Genomic DNA, 18,809 nt, shown 5'->3' on the forward strand with positions numbered 1-18,809 from the left:
CGCGAGCAGTACCGGCAGCGATGGCGCGGCGCGGACGGGCCGCTCAGACGTACTGGCTGCCGGGGGCATCCACCCACTCTCGGATGAAGGCCACGTCCTGCGGCGCGACATCGATGAAACGGAAGCCGGTCCAGACCTGGCCCGGGGCCGCGGCGTCGTCCGACCACAGCTCGTGCGCGCCGACTTCGACCGTGCGCCCGTTGCCCGCTTCATCGGGAAGTGCGAAGCGCAGCTGGAAAAGGCTGTCGCTGATCAGCGGCTGGCCGAGTATCAGCAGCATGCCGGTTTCGGAGAGGTTGCTGAGCTTGCCGATGACCTGTCCGGTCATCGTGTCCACCACATCGATGTTGCCGACCTTGCGGCGTTTGGCGCGGCGGTAGTCGGTACTCATCGGCTGGGCGCCTCGGCGGGGGCCTGGCCGGCGAAGGAACGCAGGGCGTTCATCACCGTGTTCCAGGCGCGGTCGATCAGGGTGCCTTTCTCCTCCTCGACCACGGTCACCTGGCCTGGACCATGGCCTTGGCCAGGCCTTCGAGCGTGTGTTCGCCGACCTTCTGGCCGCGGTGGTTCACGAACAGCACGTGGCCGGTGACGGTGGAAACCAGGACAGGCGGCGGCGCACCTTCTCGCCCTGCTGGTTGAGCGCGAACTCGAACCAGGTGCCGAAGGGCAGGTGGCGGATCTGGTCCAGGCGCATCTGCTCCTCGGGCGTGAGTACGGCCTTTTTGGCCTTCTTGGTCTGCTGCAGTTCCTCGCCGAGGCGGGCGCGGGCCTTCAGGCGCATGGTCAGCTCGGTGCGGCTGGCGGACGAGTCGTCGTCGGCACCGGCCTGCGGATCGACCAGGCGTTGGGCGATCGCCGAGGCTTCCTCGGCGTGGTAGCCGACCTGGGTCAGCGAGCCCTGGATGTCCTGGCGCAGGCCATTGGCCTCTTCGGCACTGACCGGGAACTGCCTGGCGCGGCCTTGGCCACGCTGATCAGGCGTTCGGCGATCTCCAGGTGCTGCTTCCAGGCATCCGAATCCTCGCCCTGGCGCAGCGAGGTGAGCGCCATCACGTCGGTCCAGGCCTGGCTCAGCAGGGTATGGGTGAAACGCGGCAGGTTCTGCTTCTTCAGCAGGCCCTCGACCACGGACGAGGCGCGTTCGCGCGCCAGCGCCAGTTTTCCTTGCCGCGGGCGGCTTCCACGTGGCGCTTCTCGGCCACCTCGGCCTTGCGGCTGACGGTCTGCAGGTGGCCGCTGAGGTCTTCCAGCAGGTTGTTGAACAGGCCGAGGTCGCCGTCGAAATCCTTGACCGTGCGATCCACCACCGACTGCATCTTGCCGACCAGCTGCTGGTCGGCGTCGTCTTCGCTCAGCCAGTAGGCGCCGGTTTCGGCGATGGTGTTGAGCATCTGCCGCGCCGGGTGCTGCTGGCGGGAGAAGAAGGACTTGTCCTGCAGCGCCACGCGCAGCAACGGGACCTGCAGTTTGGCCAGCAGCGTGGACGCGGGACTGTTGGGCCGCACGTCCTTCATGATGTGGTCGAACAGCATGCCGACCAGGTCGATGGCGTCGCCGTCCTCTTCTGCCAGCGCCGGTGTCTTGTTGTCGGGGGTGTTCTGGCGCAGTTGGGCCAGCAGGTCCTGCTTGAGGTGGGTGATGGTGCGTGGCGCCGGCTTGCCGTTCACCATCACCGTGGTGCTGGCCTTCTGCTGGAGCGCGCCAAGCACGTTCTGGACCTGGTCGGTGCTGACCTGGTGGCCGGACTCGGCGCTGGCCTGCTTGCCGCCGACCAGTTTGCCCAGCAGCTGGCGCCGGCCGGCGAGCAGGTGCCGCATCTGCAGGAAGGCGTCCTCGGAGGCGGATTCCTGCTGCGCGGTCATGCCGGGTGCACCTCCCCGGGGCTGACGCTGTAACCGCCTGGCGTGCCGCTGCCAGCAGCACCGGCCGGACTGCCCGGGCTGCCGGAACGCGTGCCTCCGGCGGTCCTGCCGCCGGCCCCGTCGCCCGGCGACGTGCCGCCATCGGCGTAGCCGCCACCGCCGTAACCGCCACCGCCCGCTGATCCGCCATCCGTGCGCCGGCCGACGTTTTCGCCGGCCTGGCCACGGCCGCCGCCGTCGGATTGGGCGGGGTCACCACCCTCGGCGCCTGCGCCAGGCTTTGCCTTGCTGCGCTCGGCGACCGGCGCGCTGGCCGGCCGGGCACGCACCGGCACGTAGTGCAGGTTGGGCAGGACGCCATTGCGCGAAAGGTAGGTGTTCACCGATTCGATGAAGCCGCCGTAGAGCGGCATCAGGTGCCGTTCGAAGGTGCGGAACAGCAACTGGCGGTGTTCGCCGCCCAGTTCGAGGCATTCGGAGGCCTGGCGGATCATCCGGCACAGGGCCTGGGGGCCGATGGGCAGGTTTTCCGAGTCGAAGGCGGGCTTGCCGGCAAGCACGCCGAAACGCTGGCCCAGCAGGTACAGGGGCAGGCTGTTGCGGACTTCGGCGCGGCCGGCGATTTCGGCAAGCACGGTGGCTTCGTCGAGATCGAGGTTTTCGACCAGCTTCATTTCACCCAGCGATACGCGGGGCCCGCCGATCACGACCCGGGCGCCGGGCGGGTCCTTGATGATGGCCAGCTCCGCCTCGAGCGCGATCAGGAAACGCGGCACCAGGTCGGGGCGGGTGCGTTTGACCAGGCGCTGCGCCTCCAGCCAGCGGGTCTGCACCAGATTGCTGCGCGCCTGCTCGGCGTACTTGAACAGCTGCTGTTCGTATTCGTTGAGCACCGCCACGAGCGTGCGTTCGATTTCATCGGACGCGTACTGAGTATGCCCCCAGCAGCGCGCGAACCCGTTCCGGCAATGGCCGCGACGCCAGCGTGGGCGCTGACGCATGCGGAGGTGTGGCCGATGCGGACATGCGGCGGCTCCGTGTGATTCCCCAGCCCGATTCTAGGCACAGCACCGGCCCTCCGCATAGGGCCGGGAGCAGGCCAGGTCCGTCGGAGCGGACCTGGCCCGGGATATCAGTCTTTGCCGTTCCAGACCAGACTGACCACACCGCTGCGCCCGGGGGTGTTGTAACCGTAGGCCAGCGCGTAGTCCCGGTCGGTCAGGTTCTCGACCCGGGCCTCGAGCCGCCAGGCCGGATTGAACTGCCAGGCCAGGCGCAGGTGGGCCAGGGCGTAGGCATCGAGGTCGGCGCCGAAATCGGCGCGCTCGGAGACGTAGTCGCCGTCCAGGCCCAGTTCCAGGCCGTTGCCGAACCGGTAGCCCAGGTCCACGTGCGCCTTGCGGTCGGCACGGCGCAGCAGGGGGCGTTGGTGGCGGCGTCCACGGCGTCCTGCCAGGTCAGGTTGCCGCCCAGGTTCCAGCCGCCCTGCGTATAGCGGTACTCGAGCTCGACACCTTCGAGTTCGGCGCGGTTGATGTTGATGGCGTTGTTGGTGAGCGGCGCGGCGAAGGCGATCAGGTCGCGCACCCGCGAGCGGTAGGCGGACAGGCCGACCTGGTGGCCCTGCGCCGGCCGATAGGCCAGGCCGGCTTCCCGGGTTTCGGAAGATTCCGGACGCAGGTCCGGGTTGCCGGCATAGCCGAAACCGCCGTCCGGGTAATAGAGCTCGTTGAAGTTCGGGGCGCGGAAACCTTCGCCCCAGGACAGCCGGACCTGCAGCGCCTCGCTCAGGTTCCAGCCCCAGGCGGCATTGCCGGTGGTGGCGCCGCCGTACTGGTTGCTGTCGTCGCGGCGCAGCGAGAAATCGAGCACATGCGCGCCGAAGCTGCCGCCGTAACCGGCGAACACGGCCTGGCTGGTGCGGCTTTCGTCGAACAGCGGGCCGCTGAAGGCGGTGCTGGATTCGCCGTCCTCGTCCTGCCAGTTCACGCCCAGGTTCAGGCGCGCATCGGCGCCGACCTTCAGGCTGTTGACCCAGTCCAGGCTCGTGCGGCGGCTCTGGAACGAATTGCTGAAGGCGCCGATGGTGTCCAGGTCTTCGCGGGCATGGCCGACGGTGAGCTGGTGCGTCCAGCGTTCGGTCAGGTCGCCGCCGAGAGTGATGCCGCCCGAGGTGTTGCGTGCGTCGGTGACACCCTGGTCGAACTCGACATCGCCCGCAGGTGCCGATCGCGGTGAAGCCCAGCACCTGGCTGCCAAGGGTGGTGCGCCCGCGCAGGCTGAGGTTGCGGTTGTGGTAACCGTCGTCGTCCGGGTCGTGGGAGAACACGGCGTCGGGGTTGGTGGCCGAGAAGCCGCGCAGGCGCTCGTACCCGGCGGTGAAACCGAAACCGCGGGTGGCATCGCCGAAACCGGCGCCGGCACTGCCGCCGACCCGGCCGTAGCTGCCGCCGCTGAGGCGGGCCGAAGGTGCCGAAGGATCGCGGCTGAAGATGTGGATGACGCCGCCGATGGCGTCCGAACCCCACAGCGCCGCGCGCGGGCCGCGCACGATCTCGATGCGCTCGATCTGCTCCAGCGGCAGGTGGGCGAAGTCGAACACGCCCTGGCCGGTGGAGCCGACGCGGATGCCGTCCACCAGCACCAGCGCATGGTTGGCGTTGCCGCCGCGCAGGAACACGGTGCTGGCGCTGCCGGGACCACCGGTGCGGGCGATGTCGACGCCGGCCTGGCGGCCCAGCAGGTCGATCAGGTCCGGGGCCTGGCTGGCCTCGATGTCGGCGCGCGTGAGCACGGTGACCGAGGCCAGGGCCTCATCGAGCGGGCGCTCGATGCGGGTGGCGGTGACCTGGATGGTGTCCAGGTGGCGGCGTCCTGGGCGCGGGCGGCCGGGACGAGGGACAGCGAGATCGCCGCGCAGAGCGCGGTGGTGCGAAAAACGGGGTCATGGAATCCTCCTGGAACGCTCACCCGCGGGTCGTGGAGCGCGCGGCGGAGGAATGCAGGGGAAACGGAATGGCGCGATGCCGGCCAATTCGCCGCCCCGCTGCCCTCCGCAACGTGCCGTGATGGCCGCACGGAATCACCGTGCAGCCAAAGCACCAGGCCGGTCTCCGGACTCGCCAGTGACGTGTGGAACACGTCGGCCTTCCGCCTTCCCATGCCTGGGGCACAGTGGCTTGCTGGAAGGATGTGCTGGCCTACCGTTGCGGGGGCAGCGCCGGAATTGGACCGGCTTCCCGAACACCTGGGGCGGGGCGATTCTAGATCAAGCCGGGCTCAGTCGTCGCGGTCGGCGTCCAGGCCCGGGGTTTCGCCGTCGAATCCGGCCTGCAGGCGCAGGCGGATCGGGCGGCAGCAGACCGGGCAGTCCTCGACGTAGTCGGCGTCGCCGGCCGAAGCGTCGGCCAGGGTTTCGAAACGTTCGCCGCAGTGCGGGCAGGTGAGGGTGATCGCATCGAGCATGGCCGGAGTCTGCCGGGTGCCGGGTTCGGAATGCGTGACGCCTATTTCAGGAACAACCCGATCACGTCATTGGTGAAGCGCCGGCCCAGCTCGGTCGGCCGCACGTGGTCACCTGCGACCACAAGCCAGCCACGCCGCGTGGCCTCGGCGAGCTCGTCGGCGATCACTGCTTGGTCCAGCCCCGTTCGGGCCTCGAAGTCGGCCACGGAAAATCCCTCCACCAGCCGCAGGGTGTTGAGCATGTAGTCGAAGGGGCGATTTTCCGGCGCGATGGCATCGTCGCCGCCAATGCCTGCCGGCGTGCCGGCCAAGGCGATGAAATCGCGCGGGTTCTTGGGTTTCCAGCGCCGGCGGATCTCGCCGGTGGCGCCGGAAGTGATCTTGCCGTGGGCGCCGGCGCCGATGCCCGGGTAATCGCCGAAGCGCCAGTAGTTGAGGTTGTGCGCGCACTGCCGGCCCGGGCGCGCGTAGGCCGAGACTTCGTACTGCGCGTAACCGGCTGCGGCCATCGCTTCGATGCAGTGTTATGGATGTCCCAGGCGGTGTCCTCGTCCGGCAGGCCCGCGGGCGGACGGGCGAAGAACTGCGTGTTCGGCTCCATCGTCAGCTGGTAGTGCGACAGGTGCGCGGGCTGCAGCGCGATCGCACGCTCGACGTCGTGCAGCGCCATCGCGAGGCTCTGGCCGGGAAGGGCGTACATCAGATCAAGGTTGAGGTTGTCCAGGCCGGCGTCCTGCGCCAGCTTCACCGCGCGCTCGGCCTCGGCGTTGTCGTGGATGCGGCCCAGGCGCTGCAGGCAGCCGTCGTCGAAACTCTGGATGCCGAAGCTGACGCGGTTCACGCCGGCGGCTAGATAGCCTTCGAATCGGCCGTGTTCGGCGGTGCCGGGATTGCACTCCATCGTTATCTCGGCGCCGGGGTGGAACTGCAATCGGGCACTGCAGGCATCAAGAATGGCGCCGATGGCTTCGGGCGGAAACAGGCTGGGCGTGCCGCCACCGAAGAAGACGCTGTGCACGGGCCGGCCCCAGACCTGCGGCAGGTCCTGTTCCAGGTCGCGCACCAAGGCCGCCACGTAGTCGTCGATCGGCAGCGCACCGGTCTGCCCGTGCGAGTTGAAGTCGCAGTACGGGCACTTCTTCACGCACCACGGGATGTGGATGTAGAGCGCGAGCGGCGGCGGGATCAGCATGGCCTCAGATCTCGGCCAGGCGTTCGCGCAGGCGGGCCAGGGCGATGCCGCGGTGGCTGATGCGGTTCTTGGTGGCCGGTTCGATTTCAGCGGCGCTGGTGCCGCGCTCCGGATCCAGGAACACCGGGTCGTATCCGAACCCGCCGTCACCGCGCGGCGCGTCGAGCACGTGGCCGTGCCAGGCGCCTTCGACGATCAGCGGCTGCGGGTCGTCGGCGTGGCGCAGCAGCACCAGCACGCAGTAGAAATGCGCGCGCCGCTGTTCGCCGCCGAGGTCGCGCATCTCATGCAGCAGTTTGGCGATGTTTGCGTCGGCATTGCCGTGTTCGCCGGCATAACGCGCGCTGTAGAGGCCAGGCGCGCCGTCGAGTGCGTCCACCACCAGGCCCGAGTCATCGCCCAGTGCAGGCAGGCCGGTGGCGCGACAGGCATGGCGGGCCTTGATCAGGGCGTTCTCGACGAAGGTGAGGCCGTCCTCGACGGCATCCTCGACGCCCAGTTCGCCCTGGGTCACCAGTTCGAAACCGGCGTCGCCGAGCAGCGGCTGCAGTTCGGCCAGCTTGCCGCGGTTGGAGGTGGCCAGGACGAGCTTGCGCATCGCTTATTTCGCCAGCGCCTCGCGCTGGGCGGCGATCAGTTCGGCCACGCCCTTGCCGGCCAGGGCCAGCAGCGCGTCCAGTTCCTCGCGGCGGAAGGCGTGGCCTTCGGCCGTGCCCTGCAGTTCGATGAAACCGCCACCGTCGTTCATCACCACGTTCATGTCGGTGTCGCAGTTGCTGTCCTCGGCGTAGTCGAGGTCGAGCACCGGCACGCCTGGTAGATGCCGGCCGAGACGGCGGCGACGGCGCCCAGGATCGGGTCGCGGGTGATGTCGCCACGGGCCTTGAGCCAGCTGACCGCGTCGCACAGGGCCACGTAGGCGCCGGTGATCGCCGCGGTGCGGGTGCCGCCGTCGGCCTGCAGCACGTCGCAGTCGAGCGTGATGGTGCGTTCGCCCAGGGCCTTGCGATCGATGCAGGCGCGCAGGCTGCGGCCGATCAGGCGCTGGATCTCGAGCGTGCGGCCGCCCTGTTTGCCACGCGAGGCCTCGCGGTCGTTGCGGGTGTTGGTGGCGCGCGGCAGCATGCCGTACTCCGCCGTGACCCAGCCTTCGCCCTTGCCGCGCAGGAAACCGGGCGCCTTGTTGTCCACGCTGGCGGTGCACAGCACCTGGGTGTCGCCGAAGCTGATCAGCACCGAGCCCTCGGCGTGTTTGGTGTAGCGCCGCTCGATGCGGACGGCGCGCATCTGGTCGGGGGCGCGGCCGCTGGGGCGGGTGGGGCTGGTCATGGGGGCGTTCCGGCAATCTCTGGCCGGCTAGATTACCATTCGCCCTCGTACACACCGGGCCCGCCCATGATCCGAAGCATGACCGCCTTCGCCGCCTGCGAGCGCGCCGCCACTGGCGGCAGCCTGGCCTGCGAGCTGCGTGCGGTGAACCACCGCTTCCACGAACTGAGCGTGCGCGCCCCCGAGGAACTGCGCGCGATCGAGCCGGCCCTGCGCGAACGCGTGGCCCAGAAGGTCTCGCGCGGCAAGGTGGACCTGGTGCTGCGGTTCCGCCCCAACGCCGGCGGCCGCGCCGAGCTCAAGGTGAACGAGCCGCTGCTCGACCAGCTGTCTGACCTGGCCACCCGTGCCCACAGCCGCTTTCCGGGCCTGCGTACCGACTTCATCGAATTGATGCGTTTCCCGGGCGTGGTCGAGGAAGACGCCCTGGACCAGGCCGGCCTGCAGGCCGAGGCCCTGGCCCTGCTGGACACCACCCTGGCCGAATTCGTCGCCTCGCGCGAACGCGAGGGCGCCAAGCTGGCCGCGGTGATGCGCGAGCGCATCGACGGCATCGAGCGCATCACCGCCCAGGTCAAGCAGTGGCTGCCGGAGATCCGTGTCGCCCTGCGCGCCAAGCTTGAAACGAAGCTGGCCGATCTCAAGCTGCCGCTGGAGCCGGGCCGGCTGGAGCAGGAGGTGGTGCTGAACCTGCAGAAGATCGATGTGGACGAAGAGCTGGACCGGCTGGCCAGCCATGTCTCCGAAGCGCGGCGCGTGCTGGGCCTGCCCGAGGCGGTCGGCCGTCGGCTGGACTTCCTGATGCAGGAGTTCAACCGCGAGGCGAACACGTTGGGCTCGAAGTCCGTGGACAGCCGCACCACCCAGGCCGCGGTCGAGCTCAAGGTCCTGATCGAACAGCTGCGCGAACAGGTGCAGAACCTAGAATGAACACGATCCGCGGCACCCTCTACATCGTCGCCGCGCCCTCGGGCGCCGGAAAGTCCAGCCTGGTCAACACGACCCTGGCCAAGGAGCCGGGCATCGCCCTGTCCATCTCCTTTACTTCGCGTGCGCCGCGGCCGGGAGAACGCCATGCCCAGCACTACCATTTCGTGTCGAAGCAGGAGTTCGAACGCATGATCGCCGCCGGCGACTTCTTCGAACATGCCCTGGTGCACGGCGACTACAAGGGCACCGCCCGGCAGTCGGTGGAGCCGCAGCTGGCCGCCGGCAAGGACGTGCTGCTGGAGATCGACTGGCAGGGCGCGCGCCAGGTGCGCGAGAAGATGCCCGACTGCATCAGCGTGTTCATCCTGCCGCCGTCCAAGGACGCGCTGGAGACCCGGATGCGCAACCGCGGCCAGGACACCGAGGCGGTGATCGCCCAGCGGCTGGCAGCGGCCCGGGAGGAAATGAGCCACTACGACGAGTTCGACTACGTCATCGTCAACGAACATTTCGACGCCGCCGCGGCCGAGCTGCGGGCCATTTTCGTGGCCCAGCGCCTGCGCCGGGCCGCCCAGGCCGAGCGCCATGCCGGCCTGATCCGCGACCTGCTGGCCTGAATCGGCCGGCCTGGCCGGGATTTGCGCCACCCCCGCCCCGGGCGTAGAATGCGCGGTTCGCGTAACCCCTTGATTTTCCGTGGGTGCCCTGGCCGGGCGACCTGCGGTGAGGAGATCCAATGGCCCGCATCACCGTGGAAGACTGCCTGTCCGTCGTCGACAACCGCTTCGAGCTGGTCCTGATGGCGTCCAAGCGCGCCCGTCAACTGGCCAAGGGCGTCGACCCGACCCTGGACAACAGCGAGCACCAGGACAAGCCGACCGTGCTGGCCCTGCGCGAGATCGCCGCCCGCAAGATCGACGCCAAGCTCATCGACGAAGTCGAGAAGTCCGAGCGCGAGCGCGCCGAGCGCGAAGCCCTGGAATGGGCCGCGGCCGAAGTGGTCGACGACGACCTGTCCAAGGGCGGCGACGACCTGTAATCCCAGCGCCGGCCGGCTTCCGGCCGCGCCTGCACGATCCGCCAAGACGGCCGCCTCCGGGCGGCCGTCCTGTTTCCGGTGAATGCCACCACCACACCGCAAACCCTTGGCATTGATGCCTTTTGCCCGGCCGCGTAGGCTGCGGCCATGTCCTCTTTCACCAAGCCACAACTGGCCGATGTCGGCCCGGACCCGTGTCCGGAGGCCGTGACCGCGCTCGAGAAACGGTTGGCCGACTACCTGACGCCGGACCAGGTGAAACAGGTACGCCTGGCCTACGAAATGGGCGCCCGTGCCCACGAGGGCCAGACCCGCAAGAGTGGCGAGGCCTATATCACCCACCCGGTGGCGGTGGCCGGCATCCTGGCCGAGCTGCGGCTGGATGCCGAGACCTTGTGCGCGGCGATCCTGCACGACGCGCTCGAGGACACGCCGCTGCCGCGCGCCGAGATCGAGAAGCAGTTCAGCCCGGCGGTGGCCGAGCTCGTGGACGGCGTCACCAAACTCGACAAGCTGCAGTTCCGCGACCGCCAGGAAGCGGCGGCGGAAAGTTTCCGCAAGATGATGCTGGCGATGGCACGCGACCTGCGCGTGATCCTGATCAAGCTGGCCGACCGCCTGCACAACATGCGCACGCTCGACGCGATGGCCGCCGATTCGCGCCGGCGCATCGCCCGCGAGACGCTGGAGATCTACGCGCCCATCGCCCAGCGCCTGGGCATGAACAAGATCAAGGCCGAACTGCAGGACCTGGGTTTCCGCGCGCTGTATCCGCAGCGGCACGCGGTGTTGTCCAAGCGCATCGCCAGCCAGCCGGTGATGCGGCGCGAGGCACTGGCCACCATCGAGGCGCAGCTGGCGCAGCGCCTGGCCCAGGGAAGGCCTGCGCCACACCCTGGTCAGCCGGGTGAAGTCGCCCTGGAGCATCTACACCAAAATGCGGCAGGAGAACAAAAGCCTGGAACAGGTGCTGGACGTGTTCGGCTTCCGCATCGTGGTGCCGACGGTGATGCAGTGCTATCACGCGCTCGGCGCGGTGCACTCGATCTACAAGCCGCTTGATGCGCGATTCAGGGATTTCATCGCCATCCCGAAGGCCAACGGCTATCAGAGCCTGCACACCGTGCTGTTCGGCCCCTACGGCGCGCCGGTGGAAGTGCAGATCCGCACCGAGGACATGGACCTGGTGGCCGAACGCGGCATCGCCGCGCACTGGGTCTACAAGAGTGCCGGCAGCGGCGGCAGTGCCGCGCAGGCGCGCGCGCAGGACTGGGTGCGCAACCTGATGGACGCCCAGCAGAGCGCCGGTTCGTCGCTGGAATTCCTGGAGAACGTCAAGGTCGACCTGTTCCCGGACGAGGTCTACCTGTTCACGCCCAAGGGCGACATCCTGGCGCTGCCGCGCAACGCCACCGCGCTGGATTTCGCCTACGCCGTGCATACCGACGTCGGCAACCACGCGGTCGCCGCGCGTGTGGACAAGAAGCTGGTGCCGTTGCGCACCAAGCTGGCCAGCGGCCAGAGCGTCGAGATCATCACCGCGCCTTCGGCCACCGCCGGGGCCGCAGTGGCTGGAGTTCGTGGTCTCGAGCAAGGCGCGCACCGCCATCCGTCACTTCCTCAAGCGGCTCGAGCACGAGGACGCCGTGGACCTGGGCCACCGCATGCTCGACCGTGCGCTGGAGGGCATGGACAGTTCGCTCGACCGCATTCCGGCCGACACCGTCGAACAACTGCTGGCCGACCTGCGCTACCGCCGCCTGGAGGAGCTGCTGGCCGACATCGCCCTGGGCAACCGCATGCCGGCCCAGGTGGCGCGCCTGATGCTGCACGGCCAGGAAGAGATGCCGCTGGCGCCGCTGTCGGACGCGCCGTCCGAACGCATCATGATCACCGGCGCCGAACGCGGCGTGCTGAGCTTCGCGCACTGCTGCCACCCGATCCCCGGCGACGAGATCATGGGTTACCTCAGCGCCGGCAAGGGCGTGGTGGTGCACCGGCTCGACTGCCCGAACGTGGCCGAATACCGCAAGTTCCCCGAGCGCTGCGTGCCCATGGCCTGGGACCGCAATGTCGAGGGCGACTACCGGGTGGCGCTGCGCATCGAGGTGGACAACAAGCCCGGTTCGCTGGCCCAGGTGGCGGCGGCGGTGGCCGAGAGCAATTCCAACATCGATGCGGTCGAATACACCGAACGCGACCTGGCGATGTCGGTGATGGAGTTCTCGATCGAGGTGCGCAACCGCAAGCACCTGGCCGACGTCATCCGCCGCATCCGGCGCCTGGGCGTGGTGCACGGCGTGCTGCGGCTCTGACGGCGCTGGCCGGCGGGTACGCCCGGCTCCTACAATCGGCTCCCGTCCCGCCGCCGAGGCCCGCCATGTCCCGCCAACCGATCAGCACCGACCGCGCCCCCGCCGCCATCGGCCCGTATTCGCAGGCCGTGCGCGCGGGCGACACCGTCTACCTCTCGGGCCAGATCCCGCTGGACCCGGCTACCGGCGAGCTGGTGCAGGGTGACATCGCCCTGCAGACGCGGCGTGTTTTCGACAATCTCAAGGCGGTCTGCGAGACCGCCGGCGGGTCGCTGGACCAGGTGGTGCGGGTAGGCATCTACGTGATGGACCTGGCCGACTTCGCCCAGGTGAACGCGGTGATGGCGGAATACTTCCAGGCGCCGTATCCGGCGCGTTCGACTATCCAGGTGGCTGGCCTGCCGCGTGGCGCACGGGTAGAAGTCGACGCTGTCATGGAGCTCTAACGAATTCGACGGGTTCAGCGCCGTTCGCGGACTTCGGAAGGGGCTTTGCCGGTCCAGCGCTTGAAGGCGCGGCGGAATTCACGCGCGTCCTGGAAGCCGATCGCCACGCCGACTTCGGAGACGCGGGCGCCGGGCTTTCCGAGCATCGTTTCGGCGACGTCGCGGCGGACGCGGTCGTGCAGTTCCTGCCAGCTGGTGCCGGCGCCCTGCAGGTGGCGGCGCAGCGTGCGTTCGGCCAGGTGCAGTTCGGCGGCGATGTCCACCAGGCGCGGCGAATCGGCCAACTGCAGCCGCAGCAGGTTGCCGACCACCGCGACGATCTCGCTGGTGGAGCGTTCGGCCGGCATCTGTTCGCGGCACAGGGCCAGCACGTGCCGGGCACTGACCGGGTTGTGCGCGCTCATGGGGGTGTCCAGCCAGTGCCGCGCGATCAGCACGCGGTTGGCCGGCGCGTCGAAGCGCACCTCGCAGCCCAGCACCCTGGCGTAGTCATCGGCATTGGGTGGCGGTGGGTAGGCGAGTTCGGTGCGCAGCGGGCTGAAACCGGGGCCGAGCAGGCCGCGGCAAAGCTTCAGGCAGCTCGAGAACAGTTCCTCGCACAGGAAGGGTTCGATGTCGGGCTCGCGATTGCGCATCCACGCGGTCAACGCGATCTCGTCCGGGCCGTCCTCCGGCAGATTGCCCAACTGCAGTTCCAGCATCGCCCCGGTGATGGGCGCGTAGTGCACGCCCAGCCGGATCGCTTCGCCGAAATCACTGGCCGTCATCATGGCCAGGCCGAGCAGTCCGAAATTGCCGACGTCCTGGCGCTCGCCGATCACCAGCCCGTGGCCGTCGCCGGGCAGGCTGTCCAGGGGCGCGATGGATGATTCCGCAGGCCTGGCGGTAGGACACGTAGGCCGGGGCATCGGCCTGGAAGCGGCTGCGGTCCAGGCGGGTGCCGGCGAACCAGCCGTCCGTGGCCACGCCCAGTTCGTCCGCCCGGGTGAGCAGGCCGACGACGATGCCGTTCTTGATGTTCAGGGCATTGCCGGCGAGTGCGTCGGCGGGGGCGGGCGAGGACATCGGGCGGGGGTCGGGTGGCCGTTTACCCCCCATTCTATGCCCGCCTTGGCCCTCGCGAACGGAACCGGGTCACGCCGAGACTATCGCCATGCCCGGCCGTCGTCGGGACGGGGAGGGTTTGGAATGGCGAAGCGGGTATTCGGGACGGGCAATCGTCCGGTCGGGCTGTTGGGCGCACTGCTGCCGCTGGCGCTGGTGGCCTGCGGTGGGGAAGTCGACCCGGCGGCTGGACGGAAGGCGGTTGGCGAATCGCCGGAAGCGGCCCTGCTGCGGCAGCAGTTGCTCGACGCCAAGCCCGGCGACGTCATCGAAATCCCTGCCGGCCGCCACGCCTTCGAACGTGGCCTGAGCCTGCGCGTCGACGGCGTGACCCTGCGCGGCGCCGGCAAGGACAGCACCATCCTCGACTTCAAGGGCCAGATGGCCGGCGCCGAGGGCCTGCTGGTGAACGCCAGCCAGTTCACCATCGAGAACCTGGCGATCGAGGACGCGAAGGGCGACGGCCTGAAGATCGTCGAAGCCCAGGACATCACCATCCGCGGCGTCCGGGTCGAATGGACCAACGGTCCCGACACCGGCAACGGTGCCTACGGCCTGTACCCGGTCAAGACCCGCAACGTGCTGATCGAGGATACGGTCGCGATCGGCGCCTCGGACGCCGGCATCTACGTCGGCCAGTCGAAGGACGTGATCGTGCGCAACAGCCGCGCCGAGTACAACGTCGCCGGCATCGAGATCGAGAACACGGTCAACGCCGACGTGTACGGCAACATCGCCACCAACAACACCGGCGGCATCCTGGTGTTCAACATGCCGGCGCTGGAGCAGGCGGGCGGCAACGTGCGCGTGTTCGGCAACCAGGTGTACGCCAACAACACCACCAACTTCGGCGCCAAGGGCACGCCGGTATCCAGCGTGCCGGCGGGCAGCGGCGTGGTGATCAATTCCAATGACGACGTCGAGATCTTCGACAACGACATCCGCGACAACAAGACCGCCAACATCATCATTTCCAGCGTCTATTCGACCGGCTACAAGGACGACAGCCGTTCGGAATCCTTCGACCCGTACCCGGAACGCATCTCGGTGCATGGCAACCGCCTCTCGGGCGGCGGCGACGCGCCCGACGGCTTCGACCTGAAGGCGCTGAAGGTGGCCACGGTCGGCCTCGGCGGCAGCCTGCCCGACGTGCTGTGGGACGGTTACCTCAATACCGGACTCGCCGGCGGCCCGCAGATCTGCCTGAGCGGTGTGTCCGGCGTGGTCAACGCCGACGGCCCCAACGGTTACGCCAATGCGCGACTGGATGCCGGTCCGCACGACTGCACCCTGCCGCCGCTGCCGGTGGTGGACCTCAAGCGCATGGAAGCCGCCGGTGGTTGAGATCGCGACGCCGGTCCGTCGTGTGCGGACCGTTTCCCTGTTCTGTGTGGCGCTGGCGTTGCTGGCGCTGTTGGCCGGCTGCGGTCGCGAGCCCGCGCCGGTCGTTTTTCATTCCGAAGGCCTGCCCGACACGTTGTCGGCCTGGCAGCTGTTCGAGGTTGATGACAACCAGCTGGTGCCCAATGCCGGCGTCGTGCGCTACGAGCTCAACACGCCGCTGTTCACCGACTACGCGCACAAGCTGCGCACGGTCTGGATGCCGGCGGGGAGTTCCACCCCGTACAACGGCGAATCGAGTTTCGACTTCCCGGTCGGCACCATCCTGAGCAAGACCTTCTACTACCCGCGCCTGCCGGGCGAGCCGGCAGGCAGCGACCGTGTCGTACGCAGCGAGGATACGGCCGGCGTGCTGCCCGGCGGACGCCTGGCACTGGACCAGGTGCGCCTGATCGAGACACGGTTGCTGGTACGACGCGAGGACGGCTGGCTCGCCTTGCCCTATGTCTGGAACGACGAACAGTCCGAAGCACGGCTGATGCGTGGCGGTTCGCTGGTCCGCCTGTCGCTGGTGGATGCCGCCGGCGAAAGCGAGCCGGTCGCTTACGCCGTGCCCGACCAGAACCAGTGCGCCGGTTGCCACGTCAGCAATGTGCGCGAGAAGCGGATGCTCCCGATCGGCCCGACCGCGCGCAACCTCAACCGCGACCTCGCCTACCTGGCCGAAGACGGCAGCGAATCGATCGAAAACCAGCTGCAGCACTGGCAGCGCACGGGGATGCTGACGGGCGTGCCGGAAGCCGCGCAGGTTCCGCGCATGGCCAACTGGCGCGACGAGGCAGGGGCTTCGCTCGACGGCCGTGCCCGCGCCTACCTGGACGCCAACTGCGCCCACTGCCACAGCCCGCGGGGCCCGGGGAACACTTCCGGCATGTGGCTGGGCAGCGACGTCACCGATCTGCTGCGGCTGGGCCGCTGCAAGCTGCCGATCGCCGCGGGGCAGGGCACCGGCAACAAACGCTACGGCTACGTGCCGGGCGATCCGGACGGCTCGATCCTGACCTACCGCATCGAAAGCAACGACCCGGGCGTGATGATGCCGGAGCTGGGTCGCAGCATCGTGCACCGCGAAGGTGCGGCGCTGATCCGGGCCTGGATCGCCGCCCAGGACGGCGCCTGCGGCATCGACAACGCTCCACCGGGGTCCGACCCCGCCAACAACAATAACGACTCAACCGGGGATGAATCCATGAGGCTTCGCAAGAATCGACTGAGCATGCGGGTGCGCCAGGCGCTGGTGGGTGGCCTTGCGGCGAGCGCGGCGACCTTCGCCATCGCCGCCCAGGACGCCGTGCCGGCGACCACCGACCCCGCCACGCTGGACACGATCACCGTGACCGCGCAGAGCCGCGAACAGGACGTCCAGGACGTGCCGATCGCGATGCAGGTGGTGGACGGCCGCATGATCAACGACCTGGCGGCGGAAGACCTGGGCGACATCGATTCCTACATCCCCGGCCTGGTCGTTGACAGCCAGCAGCCGACCCAGCCGCGGATCGAACTGCGTGGCATCAGTACCTCCGACTTCGGCATCGGCACCGATCCGGCGGTAGGCATCTACGTGGACGGCGTTTATGCCGGACGTGGCGGCGGCGTGCTGCTGCCCTTCGTGGACGTCGAACGCATCGAGGTGCTGAAAGGCCCGCAGGGCACCCTGTTCGGCCGCAACACCGCGGCCGGCGCGGTCGCCATCGTCACCAACCGGCCCGACCTGGAGTTCGACGCCAACGCGACGGCCCGTTTCGGCGAGGACGGCAAGCAGTACTTAAGGGCATGCTCAACCTTCCGGTGGGCGAGGATTCGGCCTTCCGCTTCGTCGGCCTGTCCGACCAGGCCGACGGCTGGCTGCAGGACGCCAACACCGGCCAGGACCTGGCGCCGGAAGACACCTGGGCCACGCGCGCCGCCTTCAGCACGCGTTTCGGCGAAAACACCACGGCCTGGATTTATGGGACCACGAAGAGCTCGACCAGCTCGGCCAGGCCACCATCGGCGTGGTCGCACTGCCGCCGGCGCCGGGACGCATCCCGTTGCCGCTGGACGAGACCTCGTACCTGGACCCGTTCAACACGCCGGCCACGGTGGACGCCGAAGGCAACGAGGAATCGCGGCGTTTCGACGGTGTCACGCTGGTGGTGGACCACGCCTTCACCTGGGGGCGCGCTGACCTCGACCACGGCCTGGAAGGACTACGACTCGCTCAATCGCGTCGAGGAGGACGGCACCGACCGCCTCTACCTCTACGTGGATTCGACCAACACCGAATCGAACTCGACCTTCTACCAGGAGTTCAAGTTCAGCGGCGGCAACGACCGCCTGGACTGGGTGATGGGCGCCAGCTACTTCAGCGAGTCGGCCGACCAGACCAGCGAGGTCAACGCGTTCACCGACTCGGTGGACAGCATCCTGGCCAACCTGGGCATGGCGCCGACCCCGGACGGCACCCTGTTCGGCTTCACCACGGCGGTGATGCAGGCCAACGGCATCCCGCTGTCGCTGCTGGGCCACCGCTGGAACGAGAAGTTCGTCAACGGCGTCGACACCACCGCCTACGCGCTGTACGGCGACGTGATCTGGCACACCACCGACCGCCTGAACCTGACCTTCGGCCTGCGTTACACCTACGACGAGAAGGACTTCACCTGGTTCAACGACATGCGCAGCGCGCCGACGCTCGATGCCACCCTGGACCAGATGGAAGCGCTGGGCATCTTCGGCCTGCTGGGCATCCCGAGGGAGATGTACGAGTTCGACATCGCCTTCATCGACCCGCCGGCGATGGCCAACAAGGGCATCCTGAACGGCGCCTCGCAGTCCTGGGACGACTTCAGCCCGCGCTTCGTCGCCGACTACCACTTCACCGACGACCTGATGGGCTTCGCCTCGCTGGCCAAGGGCTACAAGGCCGGTGGCTTCAACTCGCTGCAGATCGGCAGCGAGTTCGCCAACGAGGAAGTCTGGAACTTCGAGCTCGGCGTCAAACATTCGCTGCGCGACTACCGCCTGCGCTACAACGCCTCGGTCTACCACTACCAGTACGACGACCGCCAGGCGATCCGCCTGGACACCACCACCGCCATCCCGCGCTACGTCGTCGACACCTCCGACCTCGAGGCCTGGGGCATGGACTTCGACATGCACTGGCAGGCCACCGACGGGCTGACCCTGGATTTCGTCGCGGCCTACATCGACTCGACCTACAAGGACTACATGACGCCCGAGGGCGATGACCTGGCCGGCCAGCCGACCGGCACGCCGGAGTGGTCGATCGCCGGCGGCTTCACCTACCTGTGGATGCTCGGCGACGCCGGCGACCTGCGTCTGGCCCTGCGCCACGCCTACCGCGGCGAGACCCGCTGCAGCGACGAGTCCGAAGCGCAGGGCACCTGCGGTGTCAGCCCGGTGCTGAGGCTGGGCGAGTCGCAGGAGCGTACCGACGTCCGCCTGGGCTGGGCTTCGGCCGACGGAAAATTCGGTGTCGCCGTGTACGGCAACAACGTCTTCGACAACCAGTACGTCACCGCGCTCGGCACCTACGGCAAGACCGTGCTGGGCACCGTCGGCGCGCGGGTGAGCGAGCCGCGCACCTGGGGCGTGGAGATGAGTGTCGATTTCTGATCGGCGTGTTGTCGCGGACCCTCCCCGGGCCGCGGCATGGAGCGAACGGTCTTTCCCCACCCCGGCACCTCGTGTGCCGGGGTTTTTTATTGTGGGCATTGCCGG

15 protein-coding genes, 5 pseudogenes and 1 riboswitch are annotated in these 18,809 nt (G+C 68.5%); of the genes and pseudogenes, 8 read left to right on the forward strand and 12 right to left on the reverse strand.

Annotated elements, in window-relative coordinates:
- Positions 1 to 43: 43 nt before the first annotated feature.
- The 10 genes and pseudogenes from FRZ33_RS05965 to rph all read right to left on the reverse strand — a co-directional run bounded on the left by FRZ33_RS05965 (position 44) and on the right by rph (position 7,851).
- Complete coding sequence (locus FRZ33_RS05965) at positions 44 to 391, reverse strand: PilZ domain-containing protein (RefSeq protein ID WP_146908380.1); 348 nt, start codon at positions 389 to 391, stop codon at positions 44 to 46.
- Positions 392 to 568: 177 nt separating this feature from the next.
- Complete coding sequence (locus FRZ33_RS16820; protein ID WP_322619037.1) at positions 569 to 919, reverse strand: DUF1631 family protein; 351 nt, start codon at positions 917 to 919, stop codon at positions 569 to 571.
- Positions 892 to 1,865, reverse strand: a pseudogene (locus FRZ33_RS16830) (DUF1631 family protein). Before FRZ33_RS16830 ends, FRZ33_RS16820 begins: the two are co-directional and overlap by 28 nt.
- Positions 1,862 to 2,866, reverse strand: coding sequence for a DUF1631 family protein (locus FRZ33_RS05980; protein WP_146908384.1), 1,005 nt, complete (start codon positions 2,864 to 2,866; stop codon positions 1,862 to 1,864). The pseudogene FRZ33_RS16830 and the gene FRZ33_RS05980 overlap by 4 nt, the downstream one beginning before the upstream one ends.
- A 217-nt stretch (positions 2,867 to 3,083) precedes the next feature.
- Positions 3,084 to 4,124: a TonB-dependent receptor domain-containing protein gene (locus tag FRZ33_RS05985; RefSeq protein ID WP_158637113.1), complete on the reverse strand. Its 1,041-nt coding sequence runs from the start codon at positions 4,122 to 4,124 to the stop codon at positions 3,084 to 3,086.
- 253 nt (positions 4,125 to 4,377) lie between these two features.
- A pseudogene (locus FRZ33_RS17630) lies at positions 4,378 to 4,785 on the reverse strand (TonB-dependent receptor); the annotation flags it as partial.
- Positions 4,786 to 4,952: 167 nt separating this feature from the next.
- Positions 4,953 to 5,131, reverse strand: a riboswitch (cobalamin riboswitch).
- Positions 5,132 to 5,144: 13 nt separating this feature from the next.
- A complete protein-coding gene (locus FRZ33_RS05995) occupies positions 5,145 to 5,330 on the reverse strand; it encodes a CPXCG motif-containing cysteine-rich protein (RefSeq protein WP_146908389.1) in 186 nt (61 codons plus the stop codon).
- A gap of 41 nt (positions 5,331 to 5,371) precedes the next feature.
- Positions 5,372 to 6,522: pseudogene (hemW, locus tag FRZ33_RS06000) on the reverse strand (radical SAM family heme chaperone HemW).
- A gap of 4 nt (positions 6,523 to 6,526) precedes the next feature.
- Positions 6,527 to 7,120, reverse strand: a complete 594-nt coding sequence (rdgB, locus tag FRZ33_RS06005; protein WP_146908392.1) for an RdgB/HAM1 family non-canonical purine NTP pyrophosphatase — start codon at positions 7,118 to 7,120, stop codon at positions 6,527 to 6,529.
- Between the two features lie 3 nt (positions 7,121 to 7,123).
- Positions 7,124 to 7,851, reverse strand: a pseudogene (rph, locus tag FRZ33_RS06010) (ribonuclease PH).
- A gap of 66 nt (positions 7,852 to 7,917) precedes the next feature.
- Between rph and FRZ33_RS06015 the strand changes: the two are divergent.
- From FRZ33_RS06015 to FRZ33_RS06035, 5 genes and pseudogenes are all read left to right on the forward strand, one after another.
- Positions 7,918 to 8,781, forward strand: a complete 864-nt coding sequence (locus tag FRZ33_RS06015) for a YicC/YloC family endoribonuclease (protein ID WP_146908395.1) — start codon at positions 7,918 to 7,920, stop codon at positions 8,779 to 8,781.
- Positions 8,782 to 8,786: 5 nt separating this feature from the next.
- Positions 8,787 to 9,398 (forward strand): guanylate kinase, encoded by a 612-nt coding sequence (gene gmk, locus FRZ33_RS06020; protein WP_146910594.1) that lies wholly within the window; start codon positions 8,787 to 8,789, stop codon positions 9,396 to 9,398.
- A gap of 119 nt (positions 9,399 to 9,517) precedes the next feature.
- Positions 9,518 to 9,820 carry a DNA-directed RNA polymerase subunit omega gene (gene rpoZ, locus FRZ33_RS06025; protein ID WP_146908397.1) on the forward strand — a complete coding sequence of 101 codons (303 nt, stop codon included), beginning with the start codon at positions 9,518 to 9,520 and terminating at the stop codon, positions 9,818 to 9,820.
- Positions 9,821 to 9,967: 147 nt separating this feature from the next.
- Positions 9,968 to 12,135, forward strand: a pseudogene (locus FRZ33_RS06030) (RelA/SpoT family protein).
- Positions 12,136 to 12,200: 65 nt separating this feature from the next.
- Positions 12,201 to 12,581 carry a RidA family protein gene (locus FRZ33_RS06035; RefSeq protein ID WP_146908400.1) on the forward strand — a complete coding sequence of 127 codons (381 nt, stop codon included), beginning with the start codon at positions 12,201 to 12,203 and terminating at the stop codon, positions 12,579 to 12,581.
- 14 nt (positions 12,582 to 12,595) lie between these two features.
- Here the strand turns inward: FRZ33_RS06035 and FRZ33_RS06040 are convergent, their stop codons facing one another.
- On the reverse strand, positions 12,596 to 13,402 hold the full coding sequence (locus FRZ33_RS06040; protein WP_158637114.1) for an AraC family transcriptional regulator: 807 nt from the start codon (positions 13,400 to 13,402) through the stop codon (positions 12,596 to 12,598).
- Entirely contained in the window at positions 13,335 to 13,646 is a 312-nt protein-coding gene (locus FRZ33_RS15110; RefSeq protein WP_158637115.1) for a hypothetical protein, read from the reverse strand. Before FRZ33_RS15110 ends, FRZ33_RS06040 begins: the two co-directional genes overlap by 68 nt.
- Positions 13,647 to 13,814: 168 nt before the next feature.
- On the opposite strand from FRZ33_RS15110, the gene FRZ33_RS06045 reads away from it, so the two are divergent.
- From FRZ33_RS06045 to FRZ33_RS06055, 3 genes are read left to right on the forward strand one after another with little or no spacing between them, the layout of a single operon-like run.
- Positions 13,815 to 15,029, forward strand: a complete 1,215-nt coding sequence (locus FRZ33_RS06045; protein WP_227978162.1) for a parallel beta-helix domain-containing protein — start codon at positions 13,815 to 13,817, stop codon at positions 15,027 to 15,029.
- Positions 15,022 to 17,253 carry an SO2930 family diheme c-type cytochrome gene (locus FRZ33_RS15115; protein ID WP_227978164.1) on the forward strand — a complete coding sequence of 744 codons (2,232 nt, stop codon included), beginning with the start codon at positions 15,022 to 15,024 and terminating at the stop codon, positions 17,251 to 17,253. The genes FRZ33_RS06045 and FRZ33_RS15115 overlap by 8 nt, the downstream gene beginning before the upstream one ends.
- Positions 17,208 to 18,704, forward strand: coding sequence for a TonB-dependent receptor (locus FRZ33_RS06055; protein WP_146908407.1), 1,497 nt, complete (start codon positions 17,208 to 17,210; stop codon positions 18,702 to 18,704). Before FRZ33_RS15115 ends, FRZ33_RS06055 begins: the two co-directional genes overlap by 46 nt.
- The last annotated feature ends 105 nt before the right edge of the window (positions 18,705 to 18,809 follow it).

This window comes from Arenimonas daejeonensis (genome assembly GCF_007993735.1).
Taxonomy (GTDB): domain Bacteria; phylum Pseudomonadota; class Gammaproteobacteria; order Xanthomonadales; family Xanthomonadaceae; genus Arenimonas; species Arenimonas daejeonensis.